This is a genomic window from Brevibacillus thermoruber 423 (assembly GCF_000454065.1).
In the GTDB taxonomy this organism is placed as follows: Bacteria; Bacillota; Bacilli; order Brevibacillales; family Brevibacillaceae; genus Brevibacillus; species Brevibacillus thermoruber.
On sequence record NZ_KE695651.1, the window covers coordinates 298,409 to 311,350 of the forward strand.

14 protein-coding genes are annotated in these 12,942 nt (G+C 62.7%); 12 read left to right on the forward strand and 2 right to left on the reverse strand.

Annotated features, from left to right (window positions below; translation table 11 throughout):
* Positions 1–27 precede the first annotated feature (27 nt).
* Entirely contained in the window at positions 28–849 is an 822-nt protein-coding gene (locus tag M516_RS0112895; protein ID WP_029099491.1) for a metallophosphoesterase, read from the forward strand.
* Here the strand turns inward: M516_RS0112895 and M516_RS0112900 are convergent.
* Positions 846–1,712 carry a LysR family transcriptional regulator gene (locus M516_RS0112900; protein WP_029099492.1) on the reverse strand — a complete coding sequence of 289 codons (867 nt, stop codon included), beginning with the start codon at positions 1,710–1,712 and terminating at the stop codon, positions 846–848. The genes M516_RS0112895 and M516_RS0112900 overlap by 4 nt on opposite strands.
* A 120-nt stretch (positions 1,713–1,832) precedes the next feature.
* On the opposite strand from M516_RS0112900, the gene M516_RS0112905 reads away from it, so the two are divergent.
* The 8 genes from M516_RS0112905 to M516_RS0112940 all read left to right on the forward strand — a co-directional run bounded on the left by M516_RS0112905 (position 1,833) and on the right by M516_RS0112940 (position 7,515).
* Positions 1,833–2,621 carry a class I SAM-dependent methyltransferase gene (locus M516_RS0112905; protein WP_029099493.1) on the forward strand — a complete coding sequence of 263 codons (789 nt, stop codon included), beginning with the start codon at positions 1,833–1,835 and terminating at the stop codon, positions 2,619–2,621.
* A gap of 1 nt (position 2,622) precedes the next feature.
* Positions 2,623–2,997 carry a VOC family protein gene (locus tag M516_RS0112910; RefSeq protein WP_029099494.1) on the forward strand — a complete coding sequence of 125 codons (375 nt, stop codon included), beginning with the start codon at positions 2,623–2,625 and terminating at the stop codon, positions 2,995–2,997.
* Complete coding sequence (locus M516_RS0112915; RefSeq protein ID WP_029099495.1) at positions 2,994–3,770, forward strand: class I SAM-dependent methyltransferase; 777 nt, start codon at positions 2,994–2,996, stop codon at positions 3,768–3,770. Before M516_RS0112910 ends, M516_RS0112915 begins: the two co-directional genes overlap by 4 nt.
* Positions 3,771–3,926: 156 nt before the next feature.
* The gene (locus tag M516_RS24810; RefSeq protein ID WP_065066239.1) at positions 3,927–4,103 is read left to right on the forward strand and encodes a DUF2759 family protein; all 177 of its coding nucleotides are present in this window, start codon (positions 3,927–3,929) and stop codon (positions 4,101–4,103) included.
* 145 nt (positions 4,104–4,248) lie between these two features.
* Complete coding sequence (steA, locus tag M516_RS0112925) at positions 4,249–5,409, forward strand: putative cytokinetic ring protein SteA (RefSeq protein ID WP_029099496.1); 1,161 nt, start codon at positions 4,249–4,251, stop codon at positions 5,407–5,409.
* A gap of 12 nt (positions 5,410–5,421) precedes the next feature.
* On the forward strand, positions 5,422–5,979 hold the full coding sequence (locus tag M516_RS0112930; protein ID WP_029099497.1) for a copper transporter: 558 nt from the start codon (positions 5,422–5,424) through the stop codon (positions 5,977–5,979).
* On the forward strand, positions 5,966–6,655 hold the full coding sequence (locus tag M516_RS0112935) for a glycosyltransferase family 2 protein (RefSeq protein ID WP_029099498.1): 690 nt from the start codon (positions 5,966–5,968) through the stop codon (positions 6,653–6,655). Before M516_RS0112930 ends, M516_RS0112935 begins: the two co-directional genes overlap by 14 nt.
* Entirely contained in the window at positions 6,640–7,515 is an 876-nt protein-coding gene (locus M516_RS0112940) for a hypothetical protein (protein WP_029099499.1), read from the forward strand. Before M516_RS0112935 ends, M516_RS0112940 begins: the two co-directional genes overlap by 16 nt.
* Before the next feature lie 22 nt (positions 7,516–7,537).
* On the opposite strand, the gene M516_RS0112945 is transcribed toward M516_RS0112940, so the two are convergent.
* Complete coding sequence (locus tag M516_RS0112945) at positions 7,538–7,801, reverse strand: DUF2627 domain-containing protein (RefSeq protein ID WP_029099500.1); 264 nt, start codon at positions 7,799–7,801, stop codon at positions 7,538–7,540.
* A gap of 150 nt (positions 7,802–7,951) precedes the next feature.
* Between M516_RS0112945 and M516_RS0112950 the strand changes: the two genes are divergently transcribed.
* From M516_RS0112950 to lpdA, 3 genes are all read left to right on the forward strand, one after another.
* Complete coding sequence (locus tag M516_RS0112950) at positions 7,952–10,018, forward strand: sigma 54-interacting transcriptional regulator (protein ID WP_029099501.1); 2,067 nt, start codon at positions 7,952–7,954, stop codon at positions 10,016–10,018.
* A gap of 228 nt (positions 10,019–10,246) precedes the next feature.
* Entirely contained in the window at positions 10,247–11,338 is a 1,092-nt protein-coding gene (locus M516_RS0112955; protein ID WP_029099502.1) for a Glu/Leu/Phe/Val dehydrogenase dimerization domain-containing protein, read from the forward strand.
* 170 nt (positions 11,339–11,508) lie between these two features.
* Positions 11,509–12,930 (forward strand): dihydrolipoyl dehydrogenase, encoded by a 1,422-nt coding sequence (lpdA, locus tag M516_RS0112960; RefSeq protein ID WP_029099503.1) that lies wholly within the window; start codon positions 11,509–11,511, stop codon positions 12,928–12,930.
* Positions 12,931–12,942: the final 12 nt, after the last annotated feature.

Below are 12,942 nucleotides of genomic sequence, written 5' to 3' on the forward strand. Positions count from 1 at the left end.
CCGGATGTCATAACCCGGAGGCGTTTCATGACAAAAGGCATTCACTGGCTCCTGGGGCTGCTCGGGGTGGGGGCGCTGTGCGGAGCCTACGGATACGGGTGGGAACGGCACCAACTGGAGGTGGTCTCGCTCCCGGTCTCCCTTCCCGATTGGCCGCAGGCGCTGAAAGGCGTCCGTATGGTCCATTTTAGCGACACGCACCTGGGACCGTACTGGGGAATTGAAGAACTGCGGCGGGTGGTGGACCTGATCAACCGGGAGAAGGCCGATCTGATCTGCTTTACCGGCGACCTGGTGGACAAGAGCACGCGGCTGCTGTCAGCGGCGGTTCCCGTGCTGCGGGCGCTGCAGGCGCCGCTCGGCAAGTTTGCCGTGCTGGGCAATCACGACTGGCGCTACGGACAGCAGGCCGTCATCCACCAGGCGCTCTTGGATGCGGAATTTCAGGTGCTGAACAACCGGCATGTGCGGACGGAACACAAAGGGGCCGGTCTCTATGTGGCCGGCGTGGACGACGTGCTGCACGGCACGCCTGACCTGGCGGGGGCGTTGGCGGGCATTCCCGCAGGCGAACCGGTGATCCTGCTTGTGCACGAGCCGGATTTTGCCGATGAGGCGGCGCGTTATCCGGTCCATCTGCAGTTGTCCGGCCACAGTCACGGCGGACAGGTGCGGCTCCCGCTCATCGGCCACCTGGCGACTCCCGAGCTGGGCCAAAAATACGTGTCCGGCCTGATGCAAGCGGGCGAGCGCGGGATGCCGGTCTACACCAACAGGGGATTGGGCACGACCATTCTGCCCGTCCGTTTTCTCTGCCGGCCGGAAGTGACCGTCCTCACGCTGGTTTAGTAGGCGTCCTTGATCCACTGGACGAACCGCTGAAACGCGTCGTCCTCCTTTTTGGCATGCAGGTAGGCAATCAGAGTGGGGCGGGTCAGTTCTCCGCCGGCGATGTCCATGGCAATCAGCCGTCCCGCGTCCACCTCTTCCCGGATGGTTCGTTCCGGCAGCATGGTTACACCAAACTGCTGGAGGACCATTTTTTTTACCGCACTGAAACTGTCCAGTTCCATGATCACGTTGGGAAATACGCCGTGCTGTGCCAGGAACCGGTCGACCCGCTGCCGGAACGGAGCGGTGTGGTCGCCGAAGGCTATCACAGGCTCTGCCCCCCAGCGGGAAAAACCGGGGAATCCGCCGGCCCACGGATGCTCGGGAGCGGTCACCAGGAGAATCCGGTCGCTCGGCAAGAACTCCTGATGGATGTGAGGGTGGTACACCTCGTGGCCGAGAAAGGCGATGTCGGCGGCACCCGTCAGGAGGGCGGAAATCGATTCCTCGTAGAGCGTGGAGCGGACGAAACAGGTAAAGTGCGGGTGTGCGCGGCGGTACTCGCCGATCAGGCGGGGCAGCTCGTACGACGCGAACGCTTTGCCGGCGACGATCGTCAGCGCCTGCCGCTTCTCCCTGTGCTGGGAAAATGCACGGAGCTGCTCGACGACGGCGGCCGCGACCGGCAGAAGGCGCCTCCCTTCCCCGGTCAGGCTGACGCCTGTAGCGGTGCGGACGAACAGCGGTGTGCCCACTTGGCGTTCCAACTGCTTGAGCCGGTGCGTCACGGTGGATTGGGCGAGAAACATGGCGTGGGCCGCCCGGTTCAGGGAGCCGTGGCGGGCGATCGCCAAAAACACCTCCAGGCTTTGCAAATCCATGGGAACCTCCTGAAACCATGTCGTCTTCGCTGGTTATCGAATTCATTGATAGCTCGTAATCCATATTCTATAACAAAGCGGCGCGTTCATGGAATAGGATGGGAACAGGAGGTGGTCCCGATGAGACGGGAAGACGACGTGAAAACAACGGTTCAACAACAATTCGGCCGGCATGCGGAGGCGTATGTGACCAGCATGACGCACGCCAAGGGGGAGGACTTGCCGCTTTTGGTCGAATGGCTGAAGCCGAACGGCGATTGGGTGGTGCTGGATGTGGCGACCGGCGGCGGCCATGTGGCCAAAACGCTGGCTCCGCACTGCCGCTTCGTGGTGGCGACCGATCTGACCGTACCGATGCTGGAGGCGGCGGCCAGAGCCCACCGGGAGGCCGGATTGGCGAATATCGTGCACGTGCAGGCGGACGCGGAACAACTGCCGTTTTTGTCCGAATCGTTTGACGCCGTGTGCTGCCGCATCGCCGCCCACCACTTTCCCGACCCGGCCGCCTTTGTCCGCGAAGCGTGCCGCGTTCTTCGTCCGCGAGGATTGTTTTTGCTGATCGACAACGTGGCGCCGGAGGAACCGGAGCTGGCCGCGATCGTCAACCGGGTGGAGACACTGCGCGACATCAGCCACGTGCGCTGTCTGTCGGTTGCGGAGTGGCGGGGACTGTTTCAGGAAAACGGCCTGCGGGAACTGCAGGACCGCCTGCGCCGGAAGCGCTTCCCGTTTCCGCAGTGGGTGGCCCGGACCGCCTCATCCAAGGAGCAGGAGGAAGCGGTGGAGCGCTGCCTGCTGGACGCGCCGCAGGCGATGAAAGCGTACTGGAATCTGGACGTACAAGACGGACGCGTCCAGTCGCACCAGATCGACGAGTGGATGGTCCTGTGCAAAAAAGGAGGCGAATGAGATGAGCCATCGGTGGATCGGATTGGATCACGTGCAGGTGGCCGCGCCGGCCGGATGCGAAGAGGAGGCCCGCCGCTTTTTCCGCGATGTGCTGGGCATGCCGGAGGTGCCGAAGCCGGAAGCGCTGCGCAGGCGGGGAGGGGTCTGGTTTCAATGCGGTCCGCAGACGGTGCACGTCGGTGTCGAGGCCTCCTTTGCTCCTGCGAACAAAGCGCATCCCGCGTTTCTCACAAGCGATCTGGAAGCGCTCCGGCAGCGTTTGGAGGCGGCCGGAGTGACGGTCCGGGAAGGGGACGAGATCCCCGGCGTCAAGCGCCTCTTTGCCGACGATCCGTTCGGCAACCGGCTGGAGTTCATGGAGCGGATCGATTCATGAGCATCGATTTCCATGCGGCACAGAATCGCCATGCGTACGCTGGCCGGCGGGCGGACGAGAGCTGGACGGAGGCGATCCGCGGATGGCTGGACCCGTCCGGCAAGCGCGTGGCGGACATCGGATGCGGCGGCGGGATATACACCAGAGCATGGGCGGAAATGGGAGCGTCAGCGGTGGTCGGCGTTGATTTTTCCGAAGTCATGCTGGAGGCAGCCAAAGAGACCTGTCGCGACTGCCAAAACGTGACATTTGTCCGCGGAGACGCCCTGCGGACGGGGATGGCGGGGGAAAGCGCCGACGTGGTGTTTGCCAGAGCCTTGATTCATCATCTGGACGAGCTGGACGGGTTCTTTTCCGAAGCCGCCCGCCTGCTCGTTCCCGGCGGTCTGGCGATCGTGCAGGATCGGACGATGGAGGACGTGGCCCTGCCGGGTTCCCCCACACATCTGCGCGGGTACTTTTTCGCCCGGTTTCCGCGTCTGCTGGAGCTGGAAAAGGGGCGCCGCCCCGCCGATGCCGATGTGCGGGAAGCGATGCGGACAGCCGGGTTTCGAACGATTCGCACGCATGTGCTGTGGGAGACTCGGCGCGTCTATCCGGGATGGGAGGAACTGGCGCAGGATTTGCTCCAGCGGACCGGGCGATCGATTCTGCACGCCCTCTCCGACGAAGAGCTGCGCGCGCTGGTCGATACCATGAGGGAGCCGCTCGCTTCAGGCGGGGCCATCGTGGAACGGGATCGCTGGACCATCTGGATAGGAGCGAAACAATGAGACACACTACCAGTATCCACCCTTCCCCAGTGGCCCCACAATTGTGAAATCGTTTGTCACAATTCCGATACGACTTGTATACCCGTGGGCGATTCTATATAATGAAAGTGCCATTCTATTCCTGCGCGTCATTTTTTTAAAGGAGTTGTCTTTCGGATGAAAATTACGCTGTTCGATATCCTGATGTTCGTGTTCACGTTCTTCATCGCACTGGGCGTGTTCCGTTCCATGAAAGCCAAAAACAAGTTTGCGGTCGGATTCGGATTGCTGTCCCTGGCTGTTTTCCTGTTCGCAGACGGACTGATTATCTACTACGCGACAAAAGGCGTATAGGAGGCATCCTCGTTCACGGGGTCATTCACGAGGGGACGAAAGCGGTTGCATGCGGAGGCTGCGCAAATTGCGCGGCCTCCTTTTCTTTTCCCGAATTGCATGGTCGACGGAAATCATTAGCATACTAGGGATGGAGGTGGGACAGGTGGGCAAGCGCAGTGATACCGGCATGTTTGCGTGCGCGGCCACGATCGCGGCCGACCGCAAAACCAAACAGCTTTGCAAACGGCTTCAGCCCCGGCAAATCGCCCTGGTGGATCACGCCGATGTCGATGAGGTGGCGGCCCGTTCGCTGCTGGAAGCCAACGTGCAGGCCGTGATCAACCTCTCCCCGTTCATGACCGGCACCTACCCCGCAGAAGGGGCGATCAGACTCCTGGAAGCGGGGATTCCCATGTACGAAGTCGTCGGCGGCCACAGCGGCCTGGTAGAGGAACTGGACGGCAGGCGGGCGGCGGTGTCGGGCGATGCGCTGCTGGTGCACACCGACGGGAAGTGGCGTCCGGTCGCCGCCGTTCGGGCCGTCACCGCCGATGGGATCGCGGCGAAGCGGAGGGAGGCGGACGAACGCTTGGACGACGTGCTGTCCGCGTTTATCGACAACACCCTGCAGTTCGCCGGACAGGAAAAAGAACTGTTTCTCCATCCGCTGCGCAAGCTACCCTTGGTCACGCGGATGGCGGACCGGCATGTGGTGGTGGTCGTGCGCGGCAGACATTATCGGGAGGATTTGCGGATGCTCTCGTCCTACATCCGCGAGTGCCGGCCGGTGCTGATCGCCGTGGACGGCGGGGCGGACGCGTTGATGGAGTGCGGATACACGCCAGACCTGATCGTCGGGGACATGGACAGCATTTCCGACCGCGCCCTGTGCTCCGGGGCGGAGGTGGTGGTCCACGCCTTTCCCGACGGCAGCGCGCCCGGACGGGGGAGGGTCGAGGCGCTGGGTCTGCGCTATCACCTACTGCCCGCGCCGGGGACCAGCGAAGACGTCGCGATGCTGCTCGCCTACGAGGAACAGGCGAAGCTGATCGTCACGATCGGCTCGCATTCCAATATGATTGACTTTTTGGAGAAAGGACGCAAAGGCATGGCCAGCACCCTGCTGGTACGCACCAAAATCGGGCCCAAGCTGATCGACGCCAAGGGCGTCAGCCAGCTCTACCAGCCGCGCTGGTCGTGGAACTGGTGGGCGCTGATGATCGCCGCCACACTGGTTCCGGTCGCGGCCGCTCTGGCGGTCAACCCGGTCGCGCGCCACGCCGTGCAGATGTGGTGGGTGCAGTGGCGCAGTTGGGTATTTTAGGAGGCGACGGAATTGATTCACTTTCGTCATCACCTGATTTCGCTGGCCGCAGTGTTTCTCGCGTTGGGTATCGGGATCCTGCTGGGGGGAACGGCCGGACAATCGTGGTTTGCGATGAAGGAACAGGAAGTCCTGAAGAACATGGAAGCCAAATACGACCAGGCGCTGCGCAGCAACAGCGAGCTGAAGCAGCAGCTAAACCGGATCTTGGTGGAAATGGAGCGGAGCCACGAAGAAGTGGAGCGGCTGTTGGCCACCCGGTATGCCGATGAGCTGAGGGGAAGCAGCGTGTACGTCTGGCATGCGGATCAGCAGCGAATGGGGCGGCTCAAGCAGATGTTCCGCTCCGTCGGGGTAAACGTGCTGTCCTACCGGGAGGGAAGCGTGCCGCTGGACGGGCCGCTTCTGGTCTTTGGCCCCGTGCAGCCGGACTGGTTGGCGAAGCTGCCGCGCGACTGCCGCTGGCTGTACGCGGAAGAGGTGCCCGATTCGCCGGCCAAACAGTGGGGGTTGTTGGAAAACGTGCAAAAGCTGCTGACGGAAATGAGGGAGGCGCGTGAAAACAGTTAGCGTGGTTATTCCCGCCTACAACGAGGCCGACTCCATCGTTCCCACGCTGCGGGCTGTCCGCGAGCGCGTCACCTGCGACGAACTGATCGTCGTCGACGACGGCAGTACGGACGGGACGGGCGAACTGGCGGACGGCTGGGCCGATCTGGTGATCCGACTGCCGCGCAACCAGGGAAAAGGGGGGGCGCTGCAGACGGGCTGGGGGCGTGCCGGCGGTGACATCGTGCTGCTCTTGGACGGCGATCTGCGGGAAAGTGCGGCGGAAGCGAACGACCTGCTCGCTCCCGTCCTCGCCGGCGCCTGCGACATGGCAGTGGCCGTACTTCCCGCTCCGGCGAGAAAGGCGGGCGTGGGATTGGCAAAAGGGCTGGCGCATCACGGCATCCGGCTGCTGACCGGGTATCGGGCACGGGCGCCGCTGTCGGGGCAGCGGGCCGTTCGCCGCCAGGTGCTGGAACACACGGGGCGTTTGGACACGGGCTTTGGCATCGAAGTCGGGCTGACCATCGATGCGCTTCGGGCCGGGTACCGGGTGCTGGAGGTGCCGGTCGCCTTTTCCCACCGGCAGACCGGAAATGATTGGGCCGGTTGCTGTCACCGGGGAAAAGAATTTTTGGCGATCGGCCGGGCGCTCGGGCGCAAATGGTGGGAGGGAGGCATGTGGACGCGAAACTGATGGCGCTGCTGTCGCTCGGCGTCGGCGTCCCCGCGGTCGGGCATTGGCTGCTGTTTTCCGCCTTTCTGGAGAAGCTGCGCCAGCGGGGCATGATCCGCAAGAATTACAGGGGCGAAGACGTGGTGACGGGAGGCGGCGTGGCGGTCTTTTGCCATGCAGCCGCCGCGCAGGCGGCCATGCTGCTCGTCTGCCTGATTGCCGCCGAAGAGCCTGCCATGCTGCGCGTGGGCGTTTTGTTCCTGGCCGGTTCGGCGTCGATGGCGTTTTGGGGCTGGCTGGACGACTGCAGTTCCGACAAAGCGGTAAAAGGCTTCCGCGGCCACCTCGGCGCGCTCTGGAAGGAACGGCGCATGACCGGCGGCATGTGGAAAGCGTGGGGAGGAGGGAGCACGGCCCTGTTGGTCAGTCTCGCCCTTTACGGGGAGACGCTGCCGGCGCTTGCAGCCGCCGGCCTGCTGGCGCTGTCGCCCAACGTATTGAACATGTTTGACCTGCGGCCGGCGCGCGCGCTCAAGGTGTTCGCGCTGCTTGCGGCCGTGGCCGTGGGGGGCGGGGCGTTTGCGGCAGGGGCCGCGCCCTGCTGGGTATGGATGGTTCCCGTTGCGGCTGCGGCTGCGCTGGTGTTTCGGCATGACGCCGCAGGCCGCTTGATGCTGGGCGACACGGGAGCCAACTACCTGGGGTTCGCGGCTGGGTTCGGCCTCGCGACCAACCTGCCGCTCGCCGTGCAGATTGCCATCCTGCTCGTGTTTGCGGGCCTCCACCTGCTGGCGGAATTCGTCTCCTTTTCCCGCGTGATCCAATCCGTCGGCTGGCTGAACCGGCTGGACCAGTGGGGCCGTCCGGCCGAAACGAAATAGAACCAGGTCGTCACGCCTGGTTCTAGTCTTCGTCGTCCTCCGGATCGCGTTTCATGAAGCGGGGCTGTACGCGGTTCCGCTTCCGGTCGTGGTGCAGGATGAACCCGCCGATAAAGCTGACGGGACCCACGAACAGCAAAAGGCCCAGCAGCAGCTTTCCCCAGAGAAAGTCCACGTCGGGGGTTACGGAGTAAAAAAGCGCATCGCGGATCAGTTTGATTCCGTACATGGCGAGCGCTGCAGGAATCACCATGATCAGGAGCGCGATCAGTTTTTGGCCGATCAAGGGCGTTTTCACCCCTTTCCAACTTGCTCCCTTCCCATCATAATGGATGGGTCGCCCCTTGTCCAACGGAACATGCGCCTGTCCAAGCGGACGCGCATGGGGTACAATGGTAACAGTCTGATTTCTGATTGATGGAAAGAGGGATCGCGCATGCACAAGCTGCTCATCGTCGGGGCCGGCCGGGGCGGAACGGCGCTCCTGCGGCTGCTGAGCAACATGGAGGAGATGACGATCATCGCCGTGGTGGATGAGCGGAGCGACGCGCCGGGCCTGGAACTGGCCCGTTCGCTGGGAATCGAGGTCGGCACCGATTTTCGGCCGTATCTGTCCCGGGACGTGGACGTGATTCTGGAGGCGACCGGCAACCAGGCGGCCTATGAAGAGATCCTGCGCCTCAAACAGGAAAAGACGGCGCTGATTCCGGGGACGTTTACCGGCATCATCATGAAGCTGATCAGCGAGCGGGAGGCGCTGATCGCCGCTTTGACGCAGAACCAGCGGGAGCGGGAGACCATGCTGAACTCCACCCATGACGCGATCATCGCCGTCAACCGGCAGGGGGTGATCACCCTGTTCAACAAGGCGGCGGAACGGCTGATGGGCCTCGAGGCAGCGGATGTGCTGGGGACGGTAGCAGCGGAGAAGATCCCCAACACGCGCTTACATATTGTATTGGAGACGGGGCAGCCGGAGCTCAACCAGGAGCAGGTGCTGCCCAATCAGACGCGCATCATCACCAACCGCGTTCCCGTACGCAACGAACAAGGCGAGGTGGTGGGCGCCGTCGCCATCTTCCGCGACATAACGGAAATCATGGCGCTGGCGGAAGAAGTGACCGACCTGAAAGAACTGAAAAGCATGCTGCAGGCGATCATTCATTCGTCCGACGAGGCCATCTCGGTCGTCGACGCCAAGGGAAACGGCCTGTTAATCAATCCCGCGTACACCCGGCTGACCGGCCTGCAGCCTGACGACATCATCGGCAAGCCGGCAACGGTGGACATCTCCGAAGGGGACAGCATGCACATGCGTGTCCTGAAGACAAAAAAGCCGGTTCGCGGCGTACATATGAAGTTGGGACCGAAACGCAAGGACGTCGTCGTCAACGTGGCTCCGGTCATGGTGGACGGGGAGCTGAAAGGCAGCGTCGGGGTGATCCACGACGTGTCGGAGATCAAACGGCTGACGGAAGAACTGGAGCGGGCCCACCAGATTATCCGCACCCTCGAAGCCAAGTACACCTTCGCCGACATCATCGGTTTCAGCGAGCCGATGCGGGCGGCAATCGAACAGGCGCAAAAGGCCGCCTTGACCCGGGCGACCGTGCTCTTGCGCGGCGAATCGGGGACGGGCAAGGAACTGTTTGCCCACGCCATCCACAACGCCAGCGAACGCAAGTACAAGCAGTTCATCCGCGTCAACTGCGCCGCGATCTCGGAGCATCTGCTGGAGAGCGAACTGTTCGGATACGAGGAGGGGGCGTTCACGGGCGCGCGGCGCGGCGGCAAGCGGGGATTGTTCGAGGAAGCCAGCGGCGGCACCATTTTTCTCGATGAAATCGGCGAACTGTCGATGAGCATGCAGGTAAAACTGCTTCGCGTCCTGCAGGAGCGGGAGGTGGTGCGCGTCGGCGGCACCAAGGCGATCGACGTCGACGTCCGCGTCATTGCCGCCACCCACGTCAACCTGGAATCGGCGATCCAGGCGGGCCGCTTTCGGGAAGACTTGTACTACCGGCTCCTCGTGGTGCCGATCTACATCCCGCCGCTGCGGCAGCGGCTGGAGGACATACAGCCGCTCGCCCTGCACCTGCTGCGCAAGTACAATCAGGAGTACGGGCGCAGCGTCGAGGAGATCGCCCCGGAGACGCTGCGGATCCTGCTCTCCTACCACTGGCCGGGCAATGTGCGGGAGCTGGAAAACGTGCTGGGCCGGGCGATGATCCACATGCGGATCAGCGAGCGGGTCATCCTGCCGGAGCATCTGCCGCCGCTGGAACGAAAAAGCGGAAACCTCGGCGGACCGGGACAGCCGTTTGCCGCCTCCACGGGCAAGACGCTGAAAGAGGCGGTGGAAGAAGCGGAGCGGCAGCACATCATCCGCGAACTGGCCGCCGCTCGCGGCAACCGGACGCTGGCGGCCAAACGCCTGGGCATTTCGATCCGCAGCCTTTATTACAAGCTGGAAAAGCTGGGGATCGCCGAGGAGCAGAGCTGAGCGAGACGACCATGCAATTTTTTGCATGCAACCTTTTGCCTATTCGTGCAAAATCATGCACAGGGCAGAGGCAAGCCCGAGCGGGTCCTTCGCAAAAATGAAGCGCTTTCATTCCCTTTCTTTTATGGCACGACTATTGCATAATATACCAATCGGGGAGCAGGCAGAAGGGCCTTCTCCGCATGACTGCCGGATTGCGAAGACGAATCATACTAGGGAGGTTTCATCATGAACATCTTTGATTACATGCAAAAGTACGACTACGAGCAGCTTGTCTTCTGTCAAGACGAAAACTCCGGTTTGAAAGCGATCATCTGCATTCACGATACGACACTGGGACCGGCCCTGGGCGGCACGCGCATGTGGCCGTACAAATCCGAGGAAGAAGCAATTGTTGACGTGCTTCGGCTCGCCCGCGGGATGACCTACAAAAACGCGGCGGCCGGACTGAATATCGGCGGCGGAAAAGCCGTGATCATCGGCGATCCGCGCAAAGACAAGAGCGAGGAACTGTTCCGGGCCTTTGGCCGCTACATCCAGGGATTGAACGGCCGCTACATCACGGCCGAGGACGTGGGAACGACCGTGGCCGACATGGACTTGATCCATCTGGAAACGGACTTTGTCACCGGCGTCTCTCCGGCGTTCGGCTCCAGCGGCAACCCCTCGCCGGTAACCGCCTACGGCGTCTACCGCGGCATGAAGGCGGCCGCCAAGCTGGCGTTTGGCAGCGACGACCTGTCGGGCCGCGTGGTGGCGGTGCAGGGCGTGGGCAACGTGGCGTACAACCTCTGCCGCCACCTGCACGAAGAAGGGGCCTATCTGATCGTGACCGACATCAACGAGGAGAACGTCAACCGGGCGGTGGAGGACTTTGGCGCGAAAGCGGTCGGCGTTAACGAGATCTTCAGCGTCGACTGCGACATTTTCTCGCCGTGCGCGCTCGGGGCGATCATCAACGACGACACGATTCCGCTGTTGAAGGCGAAGGTGATCGCCGGCGCGGCCAACAACCAGTTGAAAGAAGAACGGCATGGCGATATGATTCATGAGATGGGCATCATCTACGCGCCGGACTACGTGATCAACGCGGGCGGCGTGATCAACGTGGCGGATGAGCTGCAGGGCTACAACCGGGAGCGGGCGCTGAAAAAGGTGGAGACGATCTACGACAACATCCTGAAGGTGTTCGAGATCGCCGAGCGCGACGGCGTACCGTCCTACAAGGCGGCCGACCGCATGGCGGAGGAGCGCATCGCCAGCGTCGCCAAGTCCCGCAATACATTCCTTCGAAACGGCAAGACTGTTTACCACCGCTAATACCCCCCGCCTGACCGGCGGCTTGTCCGGGGAGCGCCCGCGGCAGCGCTGCGGACGCCCCGATACATAACCAGCCGAGTGAATGTTCATATTCGCCGGACGCGAAAGCAGATCCCGGACGGTGGAGTCGGCCCCAGCCGCCCCGCCACGGACGAAAGGAGATGGAACGCATGTCACAGGAATTTGATCTCGTCGTGTTGGGAGGCGGGACAGGCGGTTACGTCGCGGCGATCCGCGCCTCCCAGTTGGGGATGAAAGTGGCGATCGTCGAAAAGGAGAAGCTGGGCGGCACCTGCCTGCACCGCGGCTGCATCCCCTCCAAGGCGCTGCTGCGCAGTGCCGAGGTGTACGCGACCCTGAAGGAAAGCGACAAGTACGGCGTCTTGGCCGACAGTGTGGGCTACGACTTCCGCAAGGTGCAGTCGCGCAAGCAGGGGATCGTCGAGCAGCTGCACAAGGGCGTTCAGTACCTGATGAAAAAAGGGAACATCGCGGTTTTTGAAGGGGTTGGCCGCGTCATGGGGCCGTCGATTTTTTCGCCGCAGGCAGGGGCCGTGCGGGTGGAAAAGCCGAACGGGGACCAGGAGATGATCGTCCCCCGCTTTTTGCTCATTGCCACCGGTTCCCGCCCCCGGACACTGCCGGGCTTGACGATTGACGGCACAGATGTGGTGACGAGCGACGAAGCGCTTCAATGGGAAGAACTGCCGTCGTCCGTCACGATTGTCGGCGGCGGCGTGATCGGCATCGAGTGGGCCTCCATGCTGAACGACTTCGGCGTCGAGGTGACGGTGGTGGAGTACGCCGACCGGATCCTGCCGCTGGAAGACGAGGAGATCAGCAAGGAGATGGCCCGCCTGCTGAAAAAGCGCAAGGTGAACATCGTCACCGGCGCAAAGGTGCTGCCGGACACCCTGGAGAAATCGGACGGCCGCGTCTCGATTCAGGCGGAGACGGCCGGCGGCGTGCAGACGTTTGCGGCCGAGAAGCTGCTGGTATCCGTAGGGCGGCAGGCCAACGTGGAAAACATCGGCCTGGAGGCGACGGAAATCAAGGTGGAGCGCGGCGTGATAGCCGTCAACCAGCACTATCAGACGGCGGAGTCACACATCTACGCTATCGGCGACGTCATCGGCGGGCTGCAGCTTGCCCACGTGGCCTCGCACGAAGGCATCCTGGCCGTCGAACACATGGCCGGCCTCAATCCGGAGCCGCTGGACTACAGCAAAGTGCCGAAGTGCACGTACAGCCGGCCGGAGGTGGCCAATGTCGGCCTGACGGAAGCGGAAGCGCGCCAGCAGGGCTACGAGGTAAAGGTCGGCAAATTCAGTTTCAAACCGTTGGGGAAAGCGCTCGTCCACGGCGAAAACGACGGCTTTGTCAAGGTGGTGGCCGATGCGAAGACCAACGACCTTTTGGGCGTGCACATGATCGGCCCCCACGTGACGGACATGATTTCCGAAGCGGGACTGGCCCGCGTCCTGGACGCCGCTCCGTGGGAAATCGGCCATGCTATACACCCGCATCCGACCCTGTCCGAAGCGCTCATGGAAGCGGCGCTGGCAGTGGACGGCAAGGCGATTCACATTTAGCGCGAATAGCAA

What these genes read in the sequence shown, in the direction of transcription:
- M516_RS0112955 (WP_029099502.1), top strand. Translation starts at nt 10,247, where the DNA reads ATGAACATCTTTGATTACATGCAAAAGTACGACTACGAGCAGCTTGTC.
- M516_RS0112950 (WP_029099501.1), top strand. Translation starts at nt 7,952, where the DNA reads ATGCACAAGCTGCTCATCGTCGGGGCCGGCCGGGGCGGAACGGCGCTC.
- M516_RS0112910 (WP_029099494.1), top strand. Translation starts at nt 2,623, where the DNA reads ATGAGCCATCGGTGGATCGGATTGGATCACGTGCAGGTGGCCGCGCCG.
- M516_RS0112900 (WP_029099492.1), bottom strand. Translation starts at nt 1,712, where the DNA reads ATGGATTTGCAAAGCCTGGAGGTGTTTTTGGCGATCGCCCGCCACGGC.
- M516_RS0112905 (WP_029099493.1), top strand. Translation starts at nt 1,833, where the DNA reads ATGAGACGGGAAGACGACGTGAAAACAACGGTTCAACAACAATTCGGC.
- M516_RS24810 (WP_065066239.1), top strand. Translation starts at nt 3,927, where the DNA reads ATGAAAATTACGCTGTTCGATATCCTGATGTTCGTGTTCACGTTCTTC.
- M516_RS0112915 (WP_029099495.1), top strand. Translation starts at nt 2,994, where the DNA reads ATGAGCATCGATTTCCATGCGGCACAGAATCGCCATGCGTACGCTGGC.
- M516_RS0112895 (WP_029099491.1), top strand. Translation starts at nt 28, where the DNA reads ATGACAAAAGGCATTCACTGGCTCCTGGGGCTGCTCGGGGTGGGGGCG.
- lpdA (WP_029099503.1), top strand. Translation starts at nt 11,509, where the DNA reads ATGTCACAGGAATTTGATCTCGTCGTGTTGGGAGGCGGGACAGGCGGT.